Annotated in this window: 16 protein-coding genes; 10 read left to right on the top strand and 6 right to left on the bottom strand. The window is 70.6% G+C overall.

The window, feature by feature from the left end:
• Nucleotides 1-2: 2 nt before the first annotated feature.
• From DFR74_RS09955 to DFR74_RS09940, 4 genes are all read right to left on the bottom strand, one after another.
• Nucleotides 3-1211 carry a hypothetical protein gene (locus tag DFR74_RS09955; RefSeq protein ID WP_067513635.1) on the bottom strand — a complete coding sequence of 403 codons (1209 nt, stop codon included), beginning with the start codon at nucleotides 1209-1211 and terminating at the stop codon, nucleotides 3-5.
• Nucleotides 1208-2326 carry a cell division protein ZapB gene (locus DFR74_RS09950; RefSeq protein ID WP_067513637.1) on the bottom strand — a complete coding sequence of 373 codons (1119 nt, stop codon included), beginning with the start codon at nucleotides 2324-2326 and terminating at the stop codon, nucleotides 1208-1210. Before DFR74_RS09950 ends, DFR74_RS09955 begins: the two co-directional genes overlap by 4 nt.
• A gap of 155 nt (nucleotides 2327-2481) precedes the next feature.
• Nucleotides 2482-3048: a TetR/AcrR family transcriptional regulator gene (locus tag DFR74_RS09945; protein ID WP_067513640.1), complete on the bottom strand. Its 567-nt coding sequence runs from the start codon at nucleotides 3046-3048 to the stop codon at nucleotides 2482-2484.
• 157 nt (nucleotides 3049-3205) lie between these two features.
• Nucleotides 3206-6025: an aconitate hydratase gene (locus DFR74_RS09940; RefSeq protein ID WP_067513642.1), complete on the bottom strand. Its 2820-nt coding sequence runs from the start codon at nucleotides 6023-6025 to the stop codon at nucleotides 3206-3208.
• 278 nt (nucleotides 6026-6303) lie between these two features.
• On the opposite strand from DFR74_RS09940, the gene DFR74_RS09935 reads away from it, so the two are divergent.
• The 10 genes from DFR74_RS09935 (at nucleotide 6304) to DFR74_RS09890 (ending at nucleotide 16857) form a co-directional block, all read left to right on the top strand.
• On the top strand, nucleotides 6304-6870 hold the full coding sequence (locus DFR74_RS09935) for an Rv1476 family membrane protein (protein WP_067513648.1): 567 nt from the start codon (nucleotides 6304-6306) through the stop codon (nucleotides 6868-6870).
• Nucleotides 6871-7135: 265 nt separating this feature from the next.
• Nucleotides 7136-8551 (top strand): NlpC/P60 family protein, encoded by a 1416-nt coding sequence (locus tag DFR74_RS09930; protein ID WP_113975025.1) that lies wholly within the window; start codon nucleotides 7136-7138, stop codon nucleotides 8549-8551.
• Between the two features lie 195 nt (nucleotides 8552-8746).
• The gene (locus tag DFR74_RS09925; RefSeq protein WP_067511220.1) at nucleotides 8747-9937 is read left to right on the top strand and encodes an AAA family ATPase; all 1191 of its coding nucleotides are present in this window, start codon (nucleotides 8747-8749) and stop codon (nucleotides 9935-9937) included.
• 32 nt (nucleotides 9938-9969) lie between these two features.
• Nucleotides 9970-10929: a DUF58 domain-containing protein gene (locus DFR74_RS09920; RefSeq protein WP_067511219.1), complete on the top strand. Its 960-nt coding sequence runs from the start codon at nucleotides 9970-9972 to the stop codon at nucleotides 10927-10929.
• On the top strand, nucleotides 10926-11930 hold the full coding sequence (locus DFR74_RS09915; protein WP_067511218.1) for a VWA domain-containing protein: 1005 nt from the start codon (nucleotides 10926-10928) through the stop codon (nucleotides 11928-11930). The genes DFR74_RS09920 and DFR74_RS09915 overlap by 4 nt, the downstream gene beginning before the upstream one ends.
• Nucleotides 11931-12004: 74 nt before the next feature.
• The gene (gene fabG1 / locus DFR74_RS09910; protein ID WP_067511217.1) at nucleotides 12005-12724 is read left to right on the top strand and encodes a 3-oxoacyl-ACP reductase FabG1; all 720 of its coding nucleotides are present in this window, start codon (nucleotides 12005-12007) and stop codon (nucleotides 12722-12724) included.
• 47 nt (nucleotides 12725-12771) lie between these two features.
• The gene (inhA, locus tag DFR74_RS09905; RefSeq protein ID WP_067511216.1) at nucleotides 12772-13608 is read left to right on the top strand and encodes an NADH-dependent enoyl-ACP reductase InhA; all 837 of its coding nucleotides are present in this window, start codon (nucleotides 12772-12774) and stop codon (nucleotides 13606-13608) included.
• A 22-nt stretch (nucleotides 13609-13630) separates the two neighbouring features.
• Complete coding sequence (locus tag DFR74_RS09900) at nucleotides 13631-14686, top strand: ferrochelatase (RefSeq protein WP_067511215.1); 1056 nt, start codon at nucleotides 13631-13633, stop codon at nucleotides 14684-14686.
• 63 nt (nucleotides 14687-14749) lie between these two features.
• On the top strand, nucleotides 14750-15658 hold the full coding sequence (locus tag DFR74_RS09895; RefSeq protein WP_067511214.1) for an ABC transporter ATP-binding protein: 909 nt from the start codon (nucleotides 14750-14752) through the stop codon (nucleotides 15656-15658).
• The gene (locus tag DFR74_RS09890) at nucleotides 15655-16857 is read left to right on the top strand and encodes an ABC transporter permease (RefSeq protein ID WP_067511213.1); all 1203 of its coding nucleotides are present in this window, start codon (nucleotides 15655-15657) and stop codon (nucleotides 16855-16857) included. The genes DFR74_RS09895 and DFR74_RS09890 overlap by 4 nt, the downstream gene beginning before the upstream one ends.
• Before the next feature lie 319 nt (nucleotides 16858-17176).
• On the opposite strand, the gene DFR74_RS09885 is transcribed toward DFR74_RS09890, so the two are convergent.
• Together DFR74_RS09885 and DFR74_RS09880 are read right to left on the bottom strand one after the other, a co-directional pair.
• Nucleotides 17177-17992: a hypothetical protein gene (locus DFR74_RS09885; protein WP_067511212.1), complete on the bottom strand. Its 816-nt coding sequence runs from the start codon at nucleotides 17990-17992 to the stop codon at nucleotides 17177-17179.
• Between the two features lie 46 nt (nucleotides 17993-18038).
• The gene (locus tag DFR74_RS09880; RefSeq protein ID WP_067511211.1) at nucleotides 18039-18851 is read right to left on the bottom strand and encodes a DUF3097 domain-containing protein; all 813 of its coding nucleotides are present in this window, start codon (nucleotides 18849-18851) and stop codon (nucleotides 18039-18041) included.
• Nucleotides 18852-18873 lie beyond the last annotated feature (22 nt).

The raw sequence follows: 18873 nt of genomic DNA, 5'->3' as shown, positions 1-18873 counted from the left end.
GCTCAGTCGTCGAGCGCGCAGCGTTCCTCCAGCACCGCGGGCAGGTCCAGCTGCCACACCCGCGCCGAGCCGACCACCAGTTCGTCCCAGGTCCGCGCCGAATACCGGTCGGTGGAGCGCGCGTCCCGGACCACGCCGACGGCGAGGTGCCCCGCGCGGATCAGGGTCGGCAATTGGAGGTGCCGGATCGCCGCCGGGTGCGGGCGTCCGTGCGCGCCGGGCATCGCGACCAAGCGCGCGGCCGTCTTGCCCAGCGAGACGGCGCCGACCAGCGTGTGCGCGGCGAGCAGCAGCTCCGTGCGTTTGCGCCGCTGTGCTCGGGTGGGCGCGGACAGGGCGCCGGTATGCTCGTACGCCTCCGCTGCGACGTGGGTGCGCACGATCACCTCGGTCAGGAGCGCGGTGAAGCCGGGGCCGACCGTCGCGCTGCGCAGATTCCACCCTTCGCCCGCGCGCAGCCCAGAGTACGCATGCAGGGCGAACTGCTCGACCCGCTCGTCGTCGCTGTCGTAGAGCCAGCTCGTACCGGGGACGGGCAGGCTCATGGGCGTGAGGAAGTCGGCCGCGAGATGGCGCATGAGCCGGCCCGCGGCGTCGGCCCACCCGTCGACCTCATCGAATCTCCCGCCCTCGGAGAAGTCCACCTTGCGGCCGGATTCTCTTCTCTTGCCGTGGAATTCGCCGTCGACGATCGACCGCAGGGAACTGAAGACGCGCAGCAGATCATGTCCGCCGGATTTGATGCGATGGGTCCGGCCGCCGAATCCGGCACCCATGAAGTCGATGGGCAGCCGTTCGCCCGCCTTCCTCCACCGGCTCACGCGGTCGGTCGCCTCGAGCTTGCCGAATCCGGTGCGCACGCCGCCGTCGATCGACGAGTCGAACCAGACCGACAGCGCGCCGACCAGCCCCGCGACGCCGACGATCGCCAGGTCGCGGTCCGTCCACCGCAGGCGGTGCCGCTCCCGCCACGCCGCCAGGGCCTCGCGGTGTTCCGGAGTGAGTCCGGCTTCGGGATCCACCCCGGTCCATCCCGAGCGCTCGCGCAATTCGTCGTTGAAGGCGGTGAGTTCGTCATAGGACAGGCGGTGCGGGGAGACCTGGAGGGACGCCGCGACCGGATCGTCACCGAGCGCGGCGTCGACGGCGCGGTCGACGTCGGCCAGGCGGCGGGCGAGCGCGTCGAGGTTGCGGTCGGCGTCGTCGCTCATTCGCCGGCCGCCACCGACGGCAGCCGGTCGAGAACAACGTCGACCGTCGCCCGATCCCGTTGCGCCGCTTCGAGTTCCGCGCGCAGCCGCTTGGTGTCGGCCCTGGCGTCGATCAGCTCGGTGCGCAGCCGCGTCACCGCCGCGCGCAGGCTATTGTTGTCGTCGGACAGCGCGCGGTTCTGTTCCTTCAACTCGGCGATCCGCTCGGTGAGCAGATTCGTCTTCTCCGCGAGGTGGTTCGCGGTCTGCTGCAGGCTCTCCACGATCCGCCGCAGTTTCTGATCGCGGTCGGCGTCCTCGGCGGCGAGCAGCCGGGCGGCCAGCGCGATCTTCACCGCGTCGAGGGCGAGGGTGCCGCTGCCGAAGCGGCTGTACCGGGCGCTCGCGCCCGCCACACCGGCGGCGGTCAGCCCGCTGACACCGGTCACCAGCGCGGTGCCGCCCGCGACGCCGAAACCGCCCGCCGCGAGTGATCCGCCGCCCAGCGCGGCGAGTCCGGCGGAGGTCGCGGCGGCGCCGCTGAGCCCGAGCGTGCCGCCGACGGCGGCGCCGATCGCCGGCGCCGCCATCCCGCCGGTCATGACGCCCGCTCCCAAGCCGACGACGGTCACCGCCGCGACCCGTCCCCACCGGATCGACTTGCGCCGCAACTGTTTCATGACGGCGTCGAATTCGCGGGTGAGGGCCGCGAGATCGCCGGGCGCCAACCCGGCAAGGTCGCGGGCGGCCTCGTCCAGCGCGGATTTGCGGGCCCCGGAATCCCAGGTGATCCCGTCCGGCCAGGGCGTGAACACCATCAGTTCGATCAGCGCGGAGACCGCGCGCGGGCGTTCGGTGATCCGCGTCGCCAGTGCGGTGACGTCCCCCAGAATGGCGTCGAGATCGAGCGGTGCGGCGTTCTCGTCCGCCGCCGGGGTGGGTGCGTCACGCAATGCGGTGAAGGCCGAGGCGAATTCGTCCAGCACCGCCGACTTACGTTCGGCGGCCTTGCCTTTGCGTGTCGCCGCCACGTCGGCGCGCATCATCCGGATCTGCAACCCGCGCACGGCGAGTTCGTCGGGCGGGTCCAGTCGCCATTCCGCCGGAGCGTCGACGGTCGGCGGTGCGTCGGTCATGGGCGGCCTCTCTGCGTGCCGGACGACGGTCGCGGCGTGTCTCGGCGGGACGTCGCCGATCGGTGCACAAGGCGTCGGGATTCGAATCGGCGGAGATATCAACCCAGTCGCGCGAGGCGAAGCGCCTGTTACCGGGACGCGCCGGGCGCGCACGTTCAATCCTTGCGGCGGACCGAGGCTTCGACGAGATCCAGGACGGCGGAGAGGTTTTCGTTGGTGTGGCCGGAGGCGATGCGGGCGATGAGGCCGTCGAGGACGAGGTCGAGGTAGCCGAGCAGGACGTCGGTGGGGACGTCGTCGCGCAGGGCGCCCGCGGCCTTGCGGCGCTCGAGGCGGGCGAGGGTGGCGGCGGTGAGGTCGGCGGAGCGCTGGGTCCAGCCGGCGCGGAAGTCGGGGTCGGTGCGCAGGCGGCGTGCGATCTCCAAACGCGTACCGAGCCAATTGAATTGGTCGGGGTCGGCGAGCATGTCCCGCATGACCTGCACCAGACCCTGATTGGCCGCGACATCGGCCATGCGCTCGGCGTCCTCTTGGGCCAAGGCCAGGAACAGCGCGTCCTTGTCGCGGAAGTGGTGGAAGATGGCGCCGCGCGACAGGCCGATGGCTTCTTCGAGGCGGCGCACCGTCGCGCCGTCGTAGCCGTATTCGGCGAAGCAGCGCCGGGCCCCGTCGAGTATCTGACTTCGTCGGGCGGCGAGATGGTCGTCGCTGACCTTGGGCATGGGGGCTGAGGCTCCTCGGCGAGGGCGAAACGGGCAATGCGGACAGGTCCGCGCACCGCGAAACGTGCGGTGCGCGGACCCTCGGACGATCGGCCACGCGCGGCCGACCACATGCTCCGCGACGGACCCGGTTCCCGCGCACGGGAACCGGGACACGTCAGCTGCGGATCATGTTGCGCAGCACGTACTGCAGGATGCCGTCGTTGCGGTAGTAGTCGGCCTCACCGGGGGTGTCGATGCGGACCACCGCGTCGAAGGTGATGACCTCGCCGCTCTCCTTGGTGGCGGTGACCTTCAGCGTCTTCGGGGTCACACCCTCGTTGAGCTTGGTGATGCCCTCGATGTCGAAGGTCTCGGTGCCGTCCAGGCCCAGCGACTTGGCCGACTCGCCCGCCGGGAACTGCAGCGGGATGACGCCCATGCCGATCAGGTTGGAGCGGTGGATGCGCTCGAACGACTCGGTGATGACGGCCTTCACGCCCAGCAGGCGGGTGCCCTTGGCGGCCCAGTCACGCGAGGAGCCCGAACCGTACTCCTTGCCGCCCAGCACGACCAGCGGAATGCCGGCCTTCTGGTAGTTCTGCGAGGCGTCGTAGATGAACGCCTGCGGACCGCCGGGCTGGGTGAAGTCGCGGGTGTAACCACCCGAGACGTCGTCGAGCAGCTGGTTGCGCAGCCGGATATTGGCGAAGGTGCCGCGGATCATGACCTCGTGGTTACCGCGCCGCGAACCCAGCGAGTTGTAGTCCTTGCGCTCCACGCCGTGCGAGTCCAGGTACTGCGCGGCCGGCGTGCCGGGCTTGATCGGGCCCGCCGGGCTGATGTGGTCGGTGGTGACCGAGTCGCCCAGCAGCGCCAGCACGCGCGCGCCCTTGATGTCGGACACCGGCGACGGCTCGAGCTGCATGCCGTCGAAGTACGGCGCCTTGCGCACGTAGGTCGAGTTCTCGTCCCACGCGAAGGTGTCGCCCTCCGGGGTGGCCAGGTTCTGCCAGCGGTGGTCGCCCTTGAACACGTCGGCGTAGGACTTGCGGAACATGTCCTGGCTGATCGCCGACTTGATGGTGTCGTCGATCTCCTGCGGCGAGGGCCAGATGTCGCGCAGGTAGACGTCGTTGCCCTCGGTGTCCTTGCCCAGCGGGTCGGTCTCGAAGTCGAAGTCCATGGTGCCCGCGAGCGCGTAGGCGATGACCAGCGGCGGCGAGGCCAGGTAGTTCATCTTCACGTCGGGGGAGATGCGGCCCTCGAAGTTGCGGTTGCCCGAGAGCACCGCGGTGACCGACAGGTCGTTGTCGTTGACCGCCTTGGAGATCTCCTCCGGCAGCGGGCCGGTGTTGCCGATGCAGGTGGTGCAGCCGAAACCGCCCAGGTAGAAGCCCAGCTTCTCCAGGTACGGCCACAGGCCGGCCTTCTCGTAGTAGTCGTTGACGACCTGCGAGCCCGGCGCCATGTTGGTCTTCACCCACGGCTTGGACGACAGGCCCTTCTCGACCGCGTTGCGGGCCAGCAGCGCCGCGCCGATCATGACCGACGGGTTGGAGGTGTTGGTGCAGGAGGTGATGCCCGCGACCACGACGGCGCCGTGGTCGAGCACGAACTCGCCGCGCTCCTCCGACCGCACCCGGACCGGCTTGGTCGGGCGGCCCTCGGCGCCGTTCGCGGCCGAGTGCACGATGACGGCGTCGTCGTCGGCGAAGGACAGCACGGCGGGATCGCTGGCCGGGAAGGATTCCTCGATGGCCTCGTCCAGGTTCGAGTGCGGGGTGTCGGCGGCCGCGCCGCCCTCGGCGTCGGAGGTGTAGTTGTGGATGTCCTTGCGGAAGGCGATCTTCGACTCGCTGAGCAGGATGCGGTCCTGCGGGCGCTTCGGGCCGGCGATGGAGGGCACCACGGTGCTCAGGTCCAGCTCGAGGTACTCGGAGTAGGCGGGCTCGTTGTCCGGGTCGTGCCACATGCCCTGCTCCTTGGCGTACGCCTCGACCAGCGCGAGCTGCTCGTCGGTGCGGCCGGTGAGGCGCAGGTAGTTCACGGTCTCGGCGTCGATCGGGAAGATCGCCGCGGTGGAGCCGAATTCGGGGCTCATGTTGCCCAGGGTGGCGCGGTTGGCCAGCGGCACCTCGGCGACGCCCTTGCCGTAGAACTCGACGAACTTGCCCACCACACCGTGCTTGCGCAGCATGTCGGTGACGGTGAGCACCACGTCGGTGGCGGTCACGCCGGGCTGGATCTCACCGGTCAGCTTGAAGCCGACCACGCGCGGGATGAGCATGGAGACGGGCTGGCCCAGCATCGCCGCCTCGGCCTCGATGCCGCCGACGCCCCAGCCCAGCACGCCCAGGCCGTTGACCATGGTGGTGTGCGAGTCGGTGCCGACGCAGGTGTCGGGGTAGGCCTGGCCCTTGCGGACCATGACGGTGGGCGCCAGGTACTCGATGTTGACCTGGTGCACGATGCCCATGCCCGGGGGGACGACCTTGAAGTCGTCGAACGCGCCCTGGCCCCAGCGCAGGAACTGGTAACGCTCGCCGTTGCGCTCGTACTCGAGGTCGACGTTGCGCTCGAGGGCGTCGGCGCGGCCGAAGACGTCCAGGATGACCGAGTGGTCGATGACCATGTCGGCGGGCGAGAGCGGGTTGACCTTGTTCGGGTCGCCGCCGAGGGTGGTGACGGCCTCGCGCATGGTGGCGAGATCGACGACACAGGGCACTCCGGTGAAGTCCTGCATGATCACGCGGGCCGGGGTGAACTGGATCTCGATGCTCGGCTGGGCCGAGGGATCCCAATTGGCGATGGCACGGATGTGATCGGCGGTGATGTTGGCGCCGTCCTCGGTGCGGAGCAGGTTCTCCGCGAGGACCTTCAGTGCGTAGGGGAGTTTCTCGGTGCCGGGCACGGCCGAGAGACGGAAGATCTCGTAGGAGTTGCTTCCGACCTCGAGGGTGCCCTTGGCGCCGAAAGTATCGATACTTGTCGTCACGTCAGCTCCACTCGTCTGTGAGGGTTGGCCATCGGCGGGGCTGTGCCGATGGCTCGAGTCCTTGGAGGGGCCCCGGCGCCGCAAGAGCGCCGGTTCCTCGCGCCTCGACTCTAACAGTACGCTTGTCCTGTGAAACGCGCGGGGGGCGTTCGGCGTGGCGGGGGTCGGTGCCGCGGGCCCGGGTCGCGTACTGTGCTTCCGAGCTGGCTCAGGGTCGAACTCAGCTCACCCTGCAGTGTTGAATGTCCGCCGACGCGGCTCGACAGACCGGATGGAAGATGGCGCCCACGTACACCTCGGTTTTCACTCCCCAGCGCGCGGAGCTGCCGCCGACGATCGACGCGGACACGCTGTCGACGATCAAGGCCGAGGTCGCGCAGACCAACGTCGCCGCACCGGAGGGCAGGGACCGGGCCGGGCTCGAGGCGATAGTGACCGAGGCGCGGGCCGACGGGCTCGAGCTGACCATCGTGGTGATCCCCGGGAATCCAGGACACGATTCCAATCTACGGGACCTGGCCATCGAGATCGGCAAATCCGAACCCGGGACCGTGGTGGTCTTCAGCGACGATTGGGTGGGCACGCACAGCGACACCATCAGCCGGGTGAAGCTCGAGTGGGCCGAGGACGCGGCCAAGAGCAAGCAGGGCGATTCGGTGGCGGCCGCGCGGATCTTCGTGGACCGCCTCGAGGAGTCGGACATGGTGTCCTGGACCGCGATCACCTCGGTGTTGCTGGCGGGCACCGCGCTGGCCGTGGGCGGGCTCTACTGGGTCAAGGTGCGCCGCGCCAAGGCCGAGTCGGACGCCGCGCCGCCGAGCGAGAATCACCCCGTCGACCGGTAATCGGTCTCCTCTTCGCCACTTTTCCTAACGGTCGGTTTGTTTTAACCCCGAATCCCCTGCGCGCATCTGGCTAATTCCCGGCAATGCGCGGAATTACGCGTGTGTGATTCTGTTGCTGGAGTTTTCTTGGTGACAGAAGTGTCGTACGGTTCGAGTGGTTACCGATGGGGAACAAGTGTTGTCGAGGGCTATCCGCCCACCACTGAGCTCGATGGTGCGGTCGGGGCTCGTGAGGCGAAGCCGGACTCGGGTCCTTGGAGGTGCGATGCGCGGAACAGGCCGGATCGGGCGGCGCGGGCTATCGGTCGCTCTGGGTTTGCTGGTGTGTGTCGCGGTGGTCGTCACCGCCGGTCCCACCGCCTCGGTGCCGCCCCCGCCCCCCAACCCCAGCGACGGGGAGATCGCCGACGCGGGCGCGCGCGTCGACGCGGGCATCGGCGAGGTGGGCGCGCTCATCAACCAGGTCGGCTCGGTGAACCAGCAACTCCAGGAACTCGACGGCGCGCTCGCGATCAAGCGCGAGGAGGTCAACCGGGCGCTGGTCGACCTGCAGAACGCCCGCGACGCCGTCGACGCGGCGGCCGCCGTGGTCACGAGCACCGAGCGGGATCTGGCCGTCGCCGGCGACGAAGTCGTTCGCGCCCGGCATGAATTCGACGACTTCGCCACCCAGGCCTACACCCGTCCCGGCGTGGGCTCCATGGTCACCTACCTCGCCGCGTCCACACCGGGCGCGGCCATCGACCGCTCCCAGGTGCTCGGGCTGGTGTCCAAGAACCAGCGGCAGGTGCTCGACGCGCTGCGCCGCGCCCAGATCGAGCAGGGCAACCGCAATTCGACTGCGCGCCAGGCCAAGGCGCAGGCCGACGCGGCCGCGGCGGTGGCCCAGCAGAAGAAGGACGACGCCGAGCACGCCGTCGCGCAGGCCAAGGCCGAGGTGGACCGCCAGACCGCGCAGCGCGACAGCCTGCTGCGCGAACGCGATGCCGCGCAGAGCCGGCTGGACGCCGCTCGCGCGAACGTGGCCGGATTGCAGAGCCAGCGCGAGGCGTACCAGTCGTGGGATCAGCAGCGCCGCGCCGAGGAGGCCGCGATCCAGGCCGCCGCCGCGGCGGCCGCCGCCCGCGCCGCCGCCGACCAGGCCGCGCGCGATCGAGCGGCCCAGGCGGGCAACGGGAAACGGCCGCACACCCAGCTCGAGGACGCACCCCCGCCCACGCGCAGCACACCCAAGACGGACGTGCCGTCGGTGCGCGGTTCGGAGGCGGTGGAGATCGTGGTGGACCGCGCCATGTCGCAACTGGGTGTGCAGTACGCGTGGGGCGGCGGTGACGAGGACGGTCCCACCCTCGGCATCCGCGACGGCGGCGTGGCCGACAGCCACGGCGACTACAACAAGATCGGCTTCGACTGCTCCGGCCTGATGCTGTACGCGTTCGCGGGCATCGGCGTCTCGCTCCCGCACTACAGCGGCTACCAGTACAACGCGGGCACCCGCGTGCCGGTGGGCGAGCGGATGCGCGGCGACATGCTGTTCTGGGGGCCGGGCGGTAGCCAGCACGTGGCGCTGTACCTGGGCAACGGGAAGATGGTGGAGGCCCCGCAGTCCGGTGACGTGGTGAAGGTGTCGCCGGTCCGCGAGAGCGGCATCATGCCCTACGCCGTGCGCATCGTGTCCTGAACCGGGACACCGAACGATCCGGGCGAATCGGACGTCGAAAGGACACGCCCCCGCGTCGTCGCGGACGTCGGCGTGTCGCCCCGCGCGCCCGTCCGAACGCGCGAATTGCGCTGATACCGGAGCCGGTTGCGGCATCCCGCGCGATTACCTGGAATAGTTGGGGCCAGCACGACCGATACCGAGGCGAAAGCGGGGATGTTGGTGACTTCGACGGACAAAGTGAGCGGGCCGGAATTGGCCAAGGACGCGCCGGAAAAGGCGCCGGGCTCGCTGGAACGCGACGTCGCGACCCTGGAGAAGGCGATCTTCGAGGTCAAACGGGTGATCGTGGGCCAGGACCGGCTGGTGGAACGGCTGCTGGTCGGCGTTCTCGCGCGCGGTCACGTGCTGCTCGAAGGCGTGCCCGGCATCGCCAAGACGCTCGCGGTGGAGACCTTCGCCAAGGTCGTCGGCGGCTCGTTCTCGCGCGTGCAGTTCACGCCCGACCTGGTGCCCACCGACCTCATCGGCACCCGGATCTACCGGCAGGGCCGCGAGCAGTTCGACACCGAACTCGGCCCGGTGGTGGCGAATTTCGTGCTCGCCGACGAGATCAACCGCGCGCCCGCCAAGGTGCAGTCCGCGCTGCTCGAGGTGATGGCCGAGCGGCACGTCTCCATCGGCGGCAAGACCTACCCGATGCCCGACCCGTTCCTGGTCATGGCGACGCAGAACCCGATCGAGAGCGAGGGCGTGTACCCGCTGCCCGAGGCGCAGCGCGACCGCTTCCTGTTCAAGGTGGTCGTGGACTACCCCTCGGTCGAGGAGGAGCGCGAGATCATCTACCGGATGGGCGTCACGCCGCCGGAGGCCAAGCCGGTGCTCTCGCCCGAGGACATCATCCGCCTGCAGAAGGTCGCCGCGAACACCTTCGTGCACCACGCGCTGGTCGACTACGTGGTCCGGGTGATCGCCGCGACCCGCAAGCCGCAGGACTTCGGCCTGAACGACGTCGCGGGGTGGATCGCCTACGGCGCCTCGCCGCGCGCCAGCCTCGGCATCATCGCCGCCGCCCGCGCCGTCGCGCTGATCCGCGGCCGCGACTACGTGGTGCCCCAGGACGTGGTCGAGGTGATCCCCGACGTGCTGCGCCACCGCCTGGTGCTGTCCTACGACGCGCTCGCCGACGAGGTCACCCCCGAGGAGGTGATCCGGCGCGTGCTGCAGACCGTCGGCCTGCCGCAGGTCGCCCCGCAGGCGGTGCCCTCGGGTGAGCGTCCCGTGCCGGCGCCCGGCGTGCCGCAGCCGCCGCAGCAGCAGTCGCATATTCCGCAGCCGCCGCAGCCGCAGGGCCAGGGCGCGCAGCCGCAGATGGCTCCGGCCGTCGGCAACAACCAGCCCAAGTGACCTCCGCGTCGGCAGGGCCCGAGGTTCCCCGAGTGAACAGCAGGACATCGCACGCACCGCCCTCGTTCCGCGCGGGCGAGCTGACCGATCCGCGGCTGTCGGCGGCGCTGAAGACCCTCGAACTCACCGTCCGCAGGCGCCTGGACGGCGTGCTGCACGGCGACCACCTGGGCCTGATCCCCGGCCCCGGCTCCGAGCCGGGCGAGTCGCGGATGTACCAGCCCGGCGACGACGTGCGCCAGATGGACTGGTCGGTGACCGCCCGCACCACCCATCCGCACGTGCGGCAGATGATCGCCGACCGCGAGCTGGAGACGTGGATGGTGGTCGACCTGTCGGCCAGCCTCGACTTCGGCACCGCCGCGTGCCAGAAGCGCGATCTGGCCATCGCGGCCGCCGCGGCCGTCACCCATCTCACCAGCGGCGGCGGCAACCGCATCGGCGCCGTCGTCGCCACCGGCGAGCAGCTGGTCCGAATTCCCGCGCGCAGCGGGCGGATTCACGCGCAGACCCTGCTGCGCGGCATCGCGACCACCCCGCACGCCCGCGACGGCGTGCGTGGCGATCTGCGCTCGGCGATCGAATCGCTGCGCCGACCGCAGCGCAAACGCGGTCTCGCCGTGATCATCAGCGACTTCCTCGGCGACATCGACTGGCAGCGTTCGCTGCGCGCGATCTCCGCGCGTCACGATCTGCTGGCCGTCGAGGTCCTCGATCCCCGCGACCTGGAACTGCCCGACGTCGGCGACGTCGTGCTGCACGATCCGGAGAGCGGCCGCACCCGCGAGTTCAGCGTGACGCCCACGCTGCGCGCCGATTTCGCCGCCGCCGCGCGCGAGCACCGCGCGCAGGTCGAGCAGGCGCTGCGCGGCTGCGGCGCGCCGGTGCTGTCGTTGCGGACCGATCGGGACTGGATCGCCGACGTGGTCCGGTTCGTGTCCACCCGGCGCCACAGCTTCGGCGCCCCGAGCGGGCGGGTGCCTCGCCAGTGAGTATTTCCCATTTCACCGCGTTGGTCTGGCTCGGTTTCCTGGTCGTCGTCCTGCTTCTCGCGCTCGGCTACGTGCTGGTGCAGCGCAGCAGGCACAAGCAGATGCTGCGGTTCTCCAACATGTCGGTGCTGGAGAAGGTCGCCCCGGCGCGGCCGAACCCGATGCGCCACGCGCCGATCGCGCTGATGCTGGTCGGCTTGGTGCTGCTGACCATCGCCGCCGCCGGTCCCACCTCGGTGCAGAAGGTGCCGCGCAACCGCGCGACCGTCGTGCTGGTGATGGATGTGTCGCTGTCGATGGAGGCCACCGACGTGTCGCCGAGCCGCCTGCAGGTGGCACAGGAGGCGGGCAAGAAATTCGTCGACGGCCTCACCCAGGGCATCAATCTGGGGTTCGTCACCTACGCGGGCACCGCGTCGGTCATGGTGTCGCCCACCACGAATCGCGAATCGGTGAAGGCGGCCATCGACAACATCAAACTGGCCGAGCGCACCGCCACCGGCGAGGGCATCCTCACGGCGTTGCAGTCCATCGACACGCTCGCCACCGTGCTCGGCGGCGCGGAGACCCCACCCCCCGCCCGGGTGGTGCTCATGTCGGACGGTAAGCAGACCGTCCCCGACGACACCGACGTGGAGAACCCGCGGCACGCGTTCACCGCGGCCCGGCTGGCCAAGCAGAAGGGCATCCCGGTCTCCACCATCTCCTTCGGCACCGACTGGGGTTCGGTGGAGATCCCGGACCCCGACGGCGGCAACCCGCAGCGGGTGAAGGTGCCCGTCGACAACGAGTCGCTGCGCGAGATCGCGACCCTGTCCGGCGGCGAGTTCTACACCGCCTCCAGCCTGGAGGAACTCAACGCCGTCTACGACACCCTCGAGGAGCAGATCGGCTACGAGACCACCCGCGGCGACGCCAGCAGACCGTGGCTGCTGATGGGCATGCTCGTCGTGGCCGCGGGCATCGTGACCGGATTGCTCTATCGTCAACGGCTGCCCTAGCGGCCCGCGTACGCTGCTGCGACGTGGAGAGCCCGTGCGCGGGCGGACGAACTCGAACAGATAGGTTGGTGCTCATGTCGAACATCACATCGCGCTCGGTCCTGGTGACCGGCGGCAATCGCGGCATCGGACTGGCGGTCGCGCAGCGGCTGGCGGCGGACGGTCACAAGGTGGCCGTGACCCATCGCGGATCGGGGGCGCCGGACGGGCTGTTCGGCGTGAAGTGCGATGTCACCGATATGGATTCGGTCGAGCAGGCGTTCGCCGAGGTGGAAGCCCACCAGGGTCCGGTCGAGGTGTTGGTGGCCAACGCGGGCATCGTGGACAACACGCTGGTCATGCGCATGAGCGAGGAGCAGTTCAGCCGCGTCATCGACGCCAACCTGACCGGCGCGTTCCGCTGTGCCAAGCGCGCCAGCCGCGCCATGATCCGCGGCAAGTTCGGTCGCCTCATCTTCCTCGGCTCGGTGATGGGCACCTTCGGCGGCCCGGGCCAGGTCAACTACTCCGCGTCCAAGGCGGGCCTGATCGGCATGGCCCGCGCGCTCACCCGCGAGATCGGCAACCGCAACATCACCGCGAACGTGGTCGCCCCCGGCTTCATCGACACCGACATGACCCGGGAAGAGGCCAACGAGGAGCTCAAGGAACTGGTGCTCAAGGTGATCCCGGCGCGCCGCGTGGGTGATCCGAAGGAAGTGGCCGCCGCCATCAGCTTCCTGGCCTCCGACGACGCCTCCTACATCAACGGCGCGATCCTGCCCGTCGACGGCGGCATGGGCATGGGCCACTAGTCCCGCCGTCACCTGCACTCACGACTTTCAGGAGAACCGAGAAACTCATGGGCGGATTGCTCGAAGGCAAGACCATCCTCATCACCGGCATCATCACCGACTCCTCCATCGCGTTCCACGCGGCGCGGGTGGCGCAGGAGCAGGGTGCCAAGGTGCTCATCACCGGTATCCCGGAGCGGCTGCGGCTGATCGACCGGATCGCCAAGCGCCTGCCGCAGGAGATCCCGCCCGCCATCGGGCTCGATGTCACCAGCGAAGAGGATCTGGCCGCACTCGCGGACAAGGTGCGCGAGCTGGCGCCCGAGGGCATCGACGGCGTGCTGCACTCCATCGCGTTCGCGCCCCGCACCCTGATGGGTCCCGACGCCAAGCCGTTCCTCGAGGGCCCCGGCCCCGACGCCGCCAAGGCTTTCGAGATCTCCGCCTGGAGCTACGCCTCGCTGGCCCGCGCCGTGCTGCCCGTGCTGAACGAGGGCGGTTCGCTGGTGGGCATGGACTTCGACCCGCGCACCGCGATGCCGTTCTACAACTGGATGGGTGTGGCGAAGGCGGCGCTGGAGTCGGTCAACCGCTACGTCGCGCGCGAGGTGGGCGAGGCCAAGCGGGTGCGCTCCAACCTCATCGCGGCGGGCCCCATCAAGACGCTGGCCGCCAAGGCGATCGCCGGCACCGCCACCGACGACGCCGCGAAGCTGAACCAGCTCAACGTCTACTGGGACGGCGCCTCGCCCATCGGTTGGGACGTCGACGATCCGACCGCCGTGGCGAAGTCGATCGTGGCGCTGCTCTCGGACTGGCTGCCCGCCACCACCGGCTCCATCATCTACGTGGACGGCGGCGCCAGCCACAACACCTGGTTCCCGGAAAACGGCTTCGTCCACTGATATCGCTCCCGAGGAGGTGACTGTGGCCGTCGATGCGCTGCTGCTGCTGTCGTTCGGCGGCCCGGAACGCCCCGAGGACGTGATGCCGTTCCTGGAGAACGTGACTCGCGGGCGCGGGGTGCCGCGCGAACGGCTCGAGGAAGTGGCCGAGCACTACTTCCACTTCGGGGGCGTCTCGCCGATCAACGCGCTCAACCGCGACATCATCGCCGCGGTGGAGCGCGAATTCGCCACCGCGGGACGGGATCTGCCGGTCTACTTCGGCAACCGCAACTGGTATCCGATGGTGGAGGAGACCGTCGCGCGGATGGCCGCCGACGGTGTGCGCGAGGCGCTGGTCTTCACCACCTCGGCGTGGGGTGGCTACTCCGGCTGCGCGCAGTACAACGAGGACATCGCCAGGGCGCGTGCGGCATTCGGCGAGGGCGCGCCCGATCTGGTGAAGCTGCGGCAGTACTTCGACCACCCGCTGCTGGTCGAGGCGTTCGCCGACGCGATCCGCGCGGCGCTGGCGGAACTGCCCGCCGAGCGCAGGGACGGCGCGCGGCTGGTGTTCACCGCGCACTCCATCCCGGTGGCGGCCGACACGGCCCCCGCGCCCGACGCCGACGTTCGCCTGTACAGCCGTCAGGTCGCCGACGCGGCCCGATTGTGCGCGGCGGCAACAGATTTCGGCGACTACGACCTGGTGTGGCAGTCGCGGTCGGGGTCGCCGCAGGTGCCGTGGCTCGAACCCGACATCGTCGACCACCTCGAGGATCTCTCCGCCAAAGGCGTGGACGCCGTGGTGGTGTGTCCGGTCGGATTCGTCTCCGATCACCTCGAAGTGATCTGGGATCTCGACAACGAGGCGAAGGAGAAGGCGGGCGAACTGGGCGTGGCGTTCGCGCGGGCCGCGACACCCGGCCCCGATCCTCGGTTCGCGCGGATGGTGGCCGAACTCGTCGCCGAACATCTCGACGGTGTGCCCGCGCGCAAACTCGGGGCCGTGCCCGGTCACGGGTGCACGCGCAACGGCACGCCCTGCGCCGTCGGTTGCTGCGCCCTGCCGCCCCGGGGCAGGCCCGCCGGGAACTGAATCCTGTTCCGGTGCGGGTGCTTCTCGGGCCGGAACCATCGAGTCGGAGGGGAGGTCGCCGGGATGGCGCTCGAATTACACGGTCTGCGTAAGTATTTCGGTGAGATCGTCGCGCTGGAGGACGTGAGCCTGCGGGTCGGTCCGGGGGAGATCCTGGGTTTCGTCGGCAGCAACGGCGCGGGCAAGTCCACCACCATGCGCATCGTGCTCGGCGTCCTGGCCGCCGACGCGGGCACCGTCGTATTCGACGGCGCGCCGGTCGATTTCGCCGCCCGCCAGCGCTTCGGCTACATGCCCGAGGAGCGCGGGCTCTACCCGCGCATGCAGGTCGGCGAACAGCTCGAGTTCCTGGCCGAATTGCACGGACTCACCCGCGCCGACGCGCGCGCCGAGATCCGGCGCTGGGCCGAACGGCTCGGCATCGCCGACAAACTCGACAGGCCGCTGCAAGAACTCAGCCTCGGCAACCAGCAGCGCGTGCAGCTCGCCGCCGCGCTGGTGCACCGCCCCGCGCTGCTGGTGCTGGACGAACCGTTCTCCGGGCTCGACCCGGTGGCCGTGGACATGATGAGCGAGGTGCTGCGCGAACGGGCCGACGCCGGCGTGCCGGTGATGTTCTCCAGCCACCAGCTGGAACTGGTCGAGCGCTTGTGCGACCGGGTCGGCATCATCGTCGCCGGCCGCATCCGGGCCGACGGGACCGTCTCCGAGCTGCGTTCGCGCGGTGCCCGCAGGCTGGAGGTCTCCGTGTCCGACGCGCCTGCCACCTGGGCCGGCGGGCTGTCCGGCGTGCGAGTGCTCAGCCACGTCGGGGCGGCCGACGGTGCGCCGCCCGCCACCGTGCTCGAACTCGACGACGCCGTGGACGACCAGACCGTGCTGCGGCACGCGCTGGCCGCGGGCCCGGTGCGACACTTCGCCTCGCACCGGCCGACCCTGACCGAGCTCTACCGGGAGGTGGTGGCCTCGTGACGGCCCCGGACACCGCGTGGCTGCGCGCCGTGCGCCTCATCGCGCGCCGCGAACTGCTCGCCCAGACCCGCACCAAGGCGTTCCGCCTCGGCCTCGCGATCACCGCCGTCGGCATCGTGGCCGCCGCGGTGATCTACTCGCTGTTCCTCCGCGACGACGGCCAGCCCGCGTTCGACGTGGCGGCCGCCGGTGTGGACGCGGCCGTGGTGACGCCGTTGGCCGGGGCCGGGAAGGCGGCCGGTCTCGAGCTGACCGTCACCGACGGGCTCACCGCCGAGGAGGCCCGCGCCCGCGTCACCGACGGCGACGCCGACGCGGCGCTGCTGCCGGGTGACGGGGACGGCGTGGTCGCGGTGGTGGAGGACGACCTGGACCCGGCCCTGGGGTCGGTGCTGACCGGCGTGGTGCGCGGGGTGGCGCTGGAGCGCGCGCTCGCCGCGAGGGGGGCCGACAGTGCGGCCGTCGCGGCGGCGATGACGGGCGCGACCGTCACCGTGGAGGCCGCGGAGCCGGTGGATCCGCAGCGCGGCGAGAAGGTCGGCATGGCGTGGTTCGTGCTGATCCTGTTGCTGATCTCCGTCCTCGGCTTCGGCGTGTACGTGGCGATGGGCGTGGTGGAGGAGAAGTCCAACCGCGTGGTGGAGCTGCTGCTCTCCACGGCGCGCCCGCTGCAGTTGCTGTGGGGCAAGGTGCTCGGCATCGGCGCGGCGGCGCTCATCCAGGTGGTGGTGCTCAGCGTGGTGGGCGCCGCGGCGGGCAGCGCGGCGGGGTTGATCACGCTCAGCGGGACGGCCGCGGTGGTCATCGCGGGCGCGCTGGTGTGGTTCGTGCTCGGCTATCTGCTGTTCGCGCTCGTGTACGCGGCGGCCGGTGCGCTGGTGTCGCGCCAGGAGGAGGTCCAGGGCGTCACCACCCCGGTGATGCTGATCGTCATGGTCTGCTACTTCGTGAGCATCTTCGCCATCGGCAGCCCCGACAACCCGCTCAGCGTGATCGCCGCCTGGATCCCCCCGTTCTCCGCGTTCGTCATGCCCGTCCGCACCGCCGCCGGCGACGTCGCCCCCTGGGAGATCGCGGGCTCCCTCGCCCTCATGGTCGCCGCCTGCGCCGCCGTCGCCTGGCTCGCCGCCCGCATCTACTCCCGCAGCGTCCTGCACACCGGCTCTCGCGTCCCCTGGAAGCAGGCCCTGCGGGGTTGACCGCGCTCCCGGTGGTGCCGCGCCTGTTGGATCGTCGCCCGCATGCATCCTGCGCACCGGCTCCCGTTCGCCGGGGCGGCAGGCTGTGCGCTGAGCGCCACCCGTCACCGGCGTGCGCCGCTTTCGGCGCACGCCGCGTCACCGGGACATCTCCGTGTCGGCCGTGCCGGATACGGGTGCGTGGTTGGCGTTACTCGCCGGTGGTGCCCGCCGGGTGAGCACGCCTCGTCTCGAGGTTCCACCGATCCGGAGGGTTCCCGCCCTGGGTTCGAGGGGTTCGATCCGCGCGCGGTGCAGGGACTGGCGGCCGCTGGGCGAGTCAGGCGGGCCCGCGGGCGGCGGTGTGGATGGCGACGAGGCGGGCGGCGCGGATGGCGTCCCAGAGGGGGCGGAGCAGGCTTTCGTGGGCGCCGATGGCGGTGGCGGAGGTGGGGGAGGAGGCCGGTTCCCGTTGCGCCACCGTGAGAATCGCGGCCACGTGGTCGGCGGTGTCGAGAATTCGCCTGGCGCGCAACGGGATCGACTCGGGGTAGTCGTGGCGTGAGTAGTCGGCCAGTTCGGCCTCGATGAGTTCGCGCGGATCGGAGTCGGTGACGCCGACGGCGGTGGTGTGCAGTTTCATGAGCGCGTCGGCGGCGTCGCGCACGGCCTCGCGCATCGTGTATTCGGCTTCGCCCAGCGACATGTCGGGCCCGGCGGCGAGCGGCATCGGCACGCTGTACACGGTCCACTGCAGCGCGTCGTCCTCGGCGAGATGCGGTATCAGGCCGGTCCCTTCGCCGCCGGGCACCCCGATGAGCAGACCCTCGCCCGCCTCCACCGCGTCGGCGGCGAACACCGTGCCCACCGGCAGCCCGCGCACGTCGCCCGGCACCGGGAGCACGAGCCGCAACTGCGCCCCCGGCCGCGCCATCGCTTCGCGAATCACCTTGAGCAGCGGCATGACTCCGCTCCCGGGCAGGTTCGCGCGCGAGGACCACGGCAGGTCGGTGCGCCCGCCGGTGACCGGATCACCGGCGGCGATGGTGTGCCTCGGCGCCCAGGCGTGCATGGCCTCCAGCACGTCGTCGGGCGCGCTGTTCCCGGCCAGCCAGGAGCCGGCCCACACCGTCAGCGTGGCACTTGGGGAGCACATAATCTTCGAGCATAGAGGGATCCGCGCGAGCGCACGGACCGGTGGGCTACTCCGGTTCGGTGACGAAGTCGATGAGCCGCTCGACGGCGCCGATCAGCGGCGACTCCAGGTCCCGGAACGAGCCCACCGCGTCGTACACCCGCCGCCAGCCGTCCTGCGGCGTGCCCCAGCCGAGCCTGCGGCACACGCCGGTCTTCCAGTCCTCGCCGCGCGGCACGGTGGGCCAGGTGTCGATGCCGAGCGCGGCCGGGCGCACCGCCTGCCACACGTCGACGTAGGGGTGACCGGTGACCAGCACGTGCGGCCCGAGCCCGGTGGTGAGCTGGGTTTCCTTCGACCCGGTCACCAGGTGGTCCACCAGCACGCCCACCCGCCTGCCGGGGCCGGGCGCGAAGTCGGTGAGCCGGGCGGCGAGATTGTCGAGGCCCTCGAGGTGTTCCACCACCACGCCCTCCACGCGCAGATCGTGGCCCCACACCCGTTCGACGAGCGCGGCGTCGTGCACGCCCTCCACCCAGATCCGGCTGGCCTTGGCGACGCGCGCCCGCAGTCCCTCCACCCGCGTGGACCCCGAGGCCGAGCGCACGGGCTGCTTCGGGGCGCCGACGGCGGGCCGCACCAGCGTGACCGGTTCGCCGTCGATGAGGAACGCCGCCTCGCGCAGCGCGAACAGCCGCACCGCGCCGCGCCCGTCCTCGAGTTTCACGAAGTCGCCGTCGTAGCTGCGGTCGAAACCCACCACGGCGCCGCAGAATCCGGTCGCGGCGTCCTCCACGACGAGATCGCGGTCGGCCGCCACGGTCGGCACCACCCGTTTCCGCGACCGGGCGTGCCCGGAGTAGATGTCACCGCCGTACATGTCACGCGTACCCACCCGCTCG

Origin of the sequence: Nocardia puris (assembly GCF_003315035.1) — a bacterium.
Taxonomy (GTDB): domain Bacteria; phylum Actinomycetota; class Actinomycetes; order Mycobacteriales; family Mycobacteriaceae; genus Nocardia; species Nocardia puris.
This window is presented reverse-complemented; position numbering and strand designations above follow the sequence as displayed.

Bases quoted from the DNA above. Each gene is read 5' to 3' on its own strand.
- DFR74_RS09930 (WP_113975025.1), top strand. From the start codon at position 7,136: ATGCGCGGAACAGGCCGGATCGGGCGGCGCGGGCTATCGGTCGCTCTG.
- DFR74_RS09955 (WP_067513635.1), bottom strand. From the start codon at position 1,211: ATGAGCGACGACGCCGACCGCAACCTCGACGCGCTCGCCCGCCGCCTG.
- DFR74_RS09880 (WP_067511211.1), bottom strand. From the start codon at position 18,851: ATGTACGGCGGTGACATCTACTCCGGGCACGCCCGGTCGCGGAAACGG.
- DFR74_RS09885 (WP_067511212.1), bottom strand. From the start codon at position 17,992: ATGTGCTCCCCAAGTGCCACGCTGACGGTGTGGGCCGGCTCCTGGCTG.
- DFR74_RS09950 (WP_067513637.1), bottom strand. From the start codon at position 2,326: ATGACCGACGCACCGCCGACCGTCGACGCTCCGGCGGAATGGCGACTG.
- DFR74_RS09895 (WP_067511214.1), top strand. From the start codon at position 14,750: ATGGCGCTCGAATTACACGGTCTGCGTAAGTATTTCGGTGAGATCGTC.
- inhA (WP_067511216.1), top strand. From the start codon at position 12,772: ATGGGCGGATTGCTCGAAGGCAAGACCATCCTCATCACCGGCATCATC.
- DFR74_RS09945 (WP_067513640.1), bottom strand. From the start codon at position 3,048: ATGCCCAAGGTCAGCGACGACCATCTCGCCGCCCGACGAAGTCAGATA.
- fabG1 (WP_067511217.1), top strand. From the start codon at position 12,005: ATGTCGAACATCACATCGCGCTCGGTCCTGGTGACCGGCGGCAATCGC.
- DFR74_RS09925 (WP_067511220.1), top strand. From the start codon at position 8,747: ATGTTGGTGACTTCGACGGACAAAGTGAGCGGGCCGGAATTGGCCAAG.
- DFR74_RS09935 (WP_067513648.1), top strand. From the start codon at position 6,304: ATGGCGCCCACGTACACCTCGGTTTTCACTCCCCAGCGCGCGGAGCTG.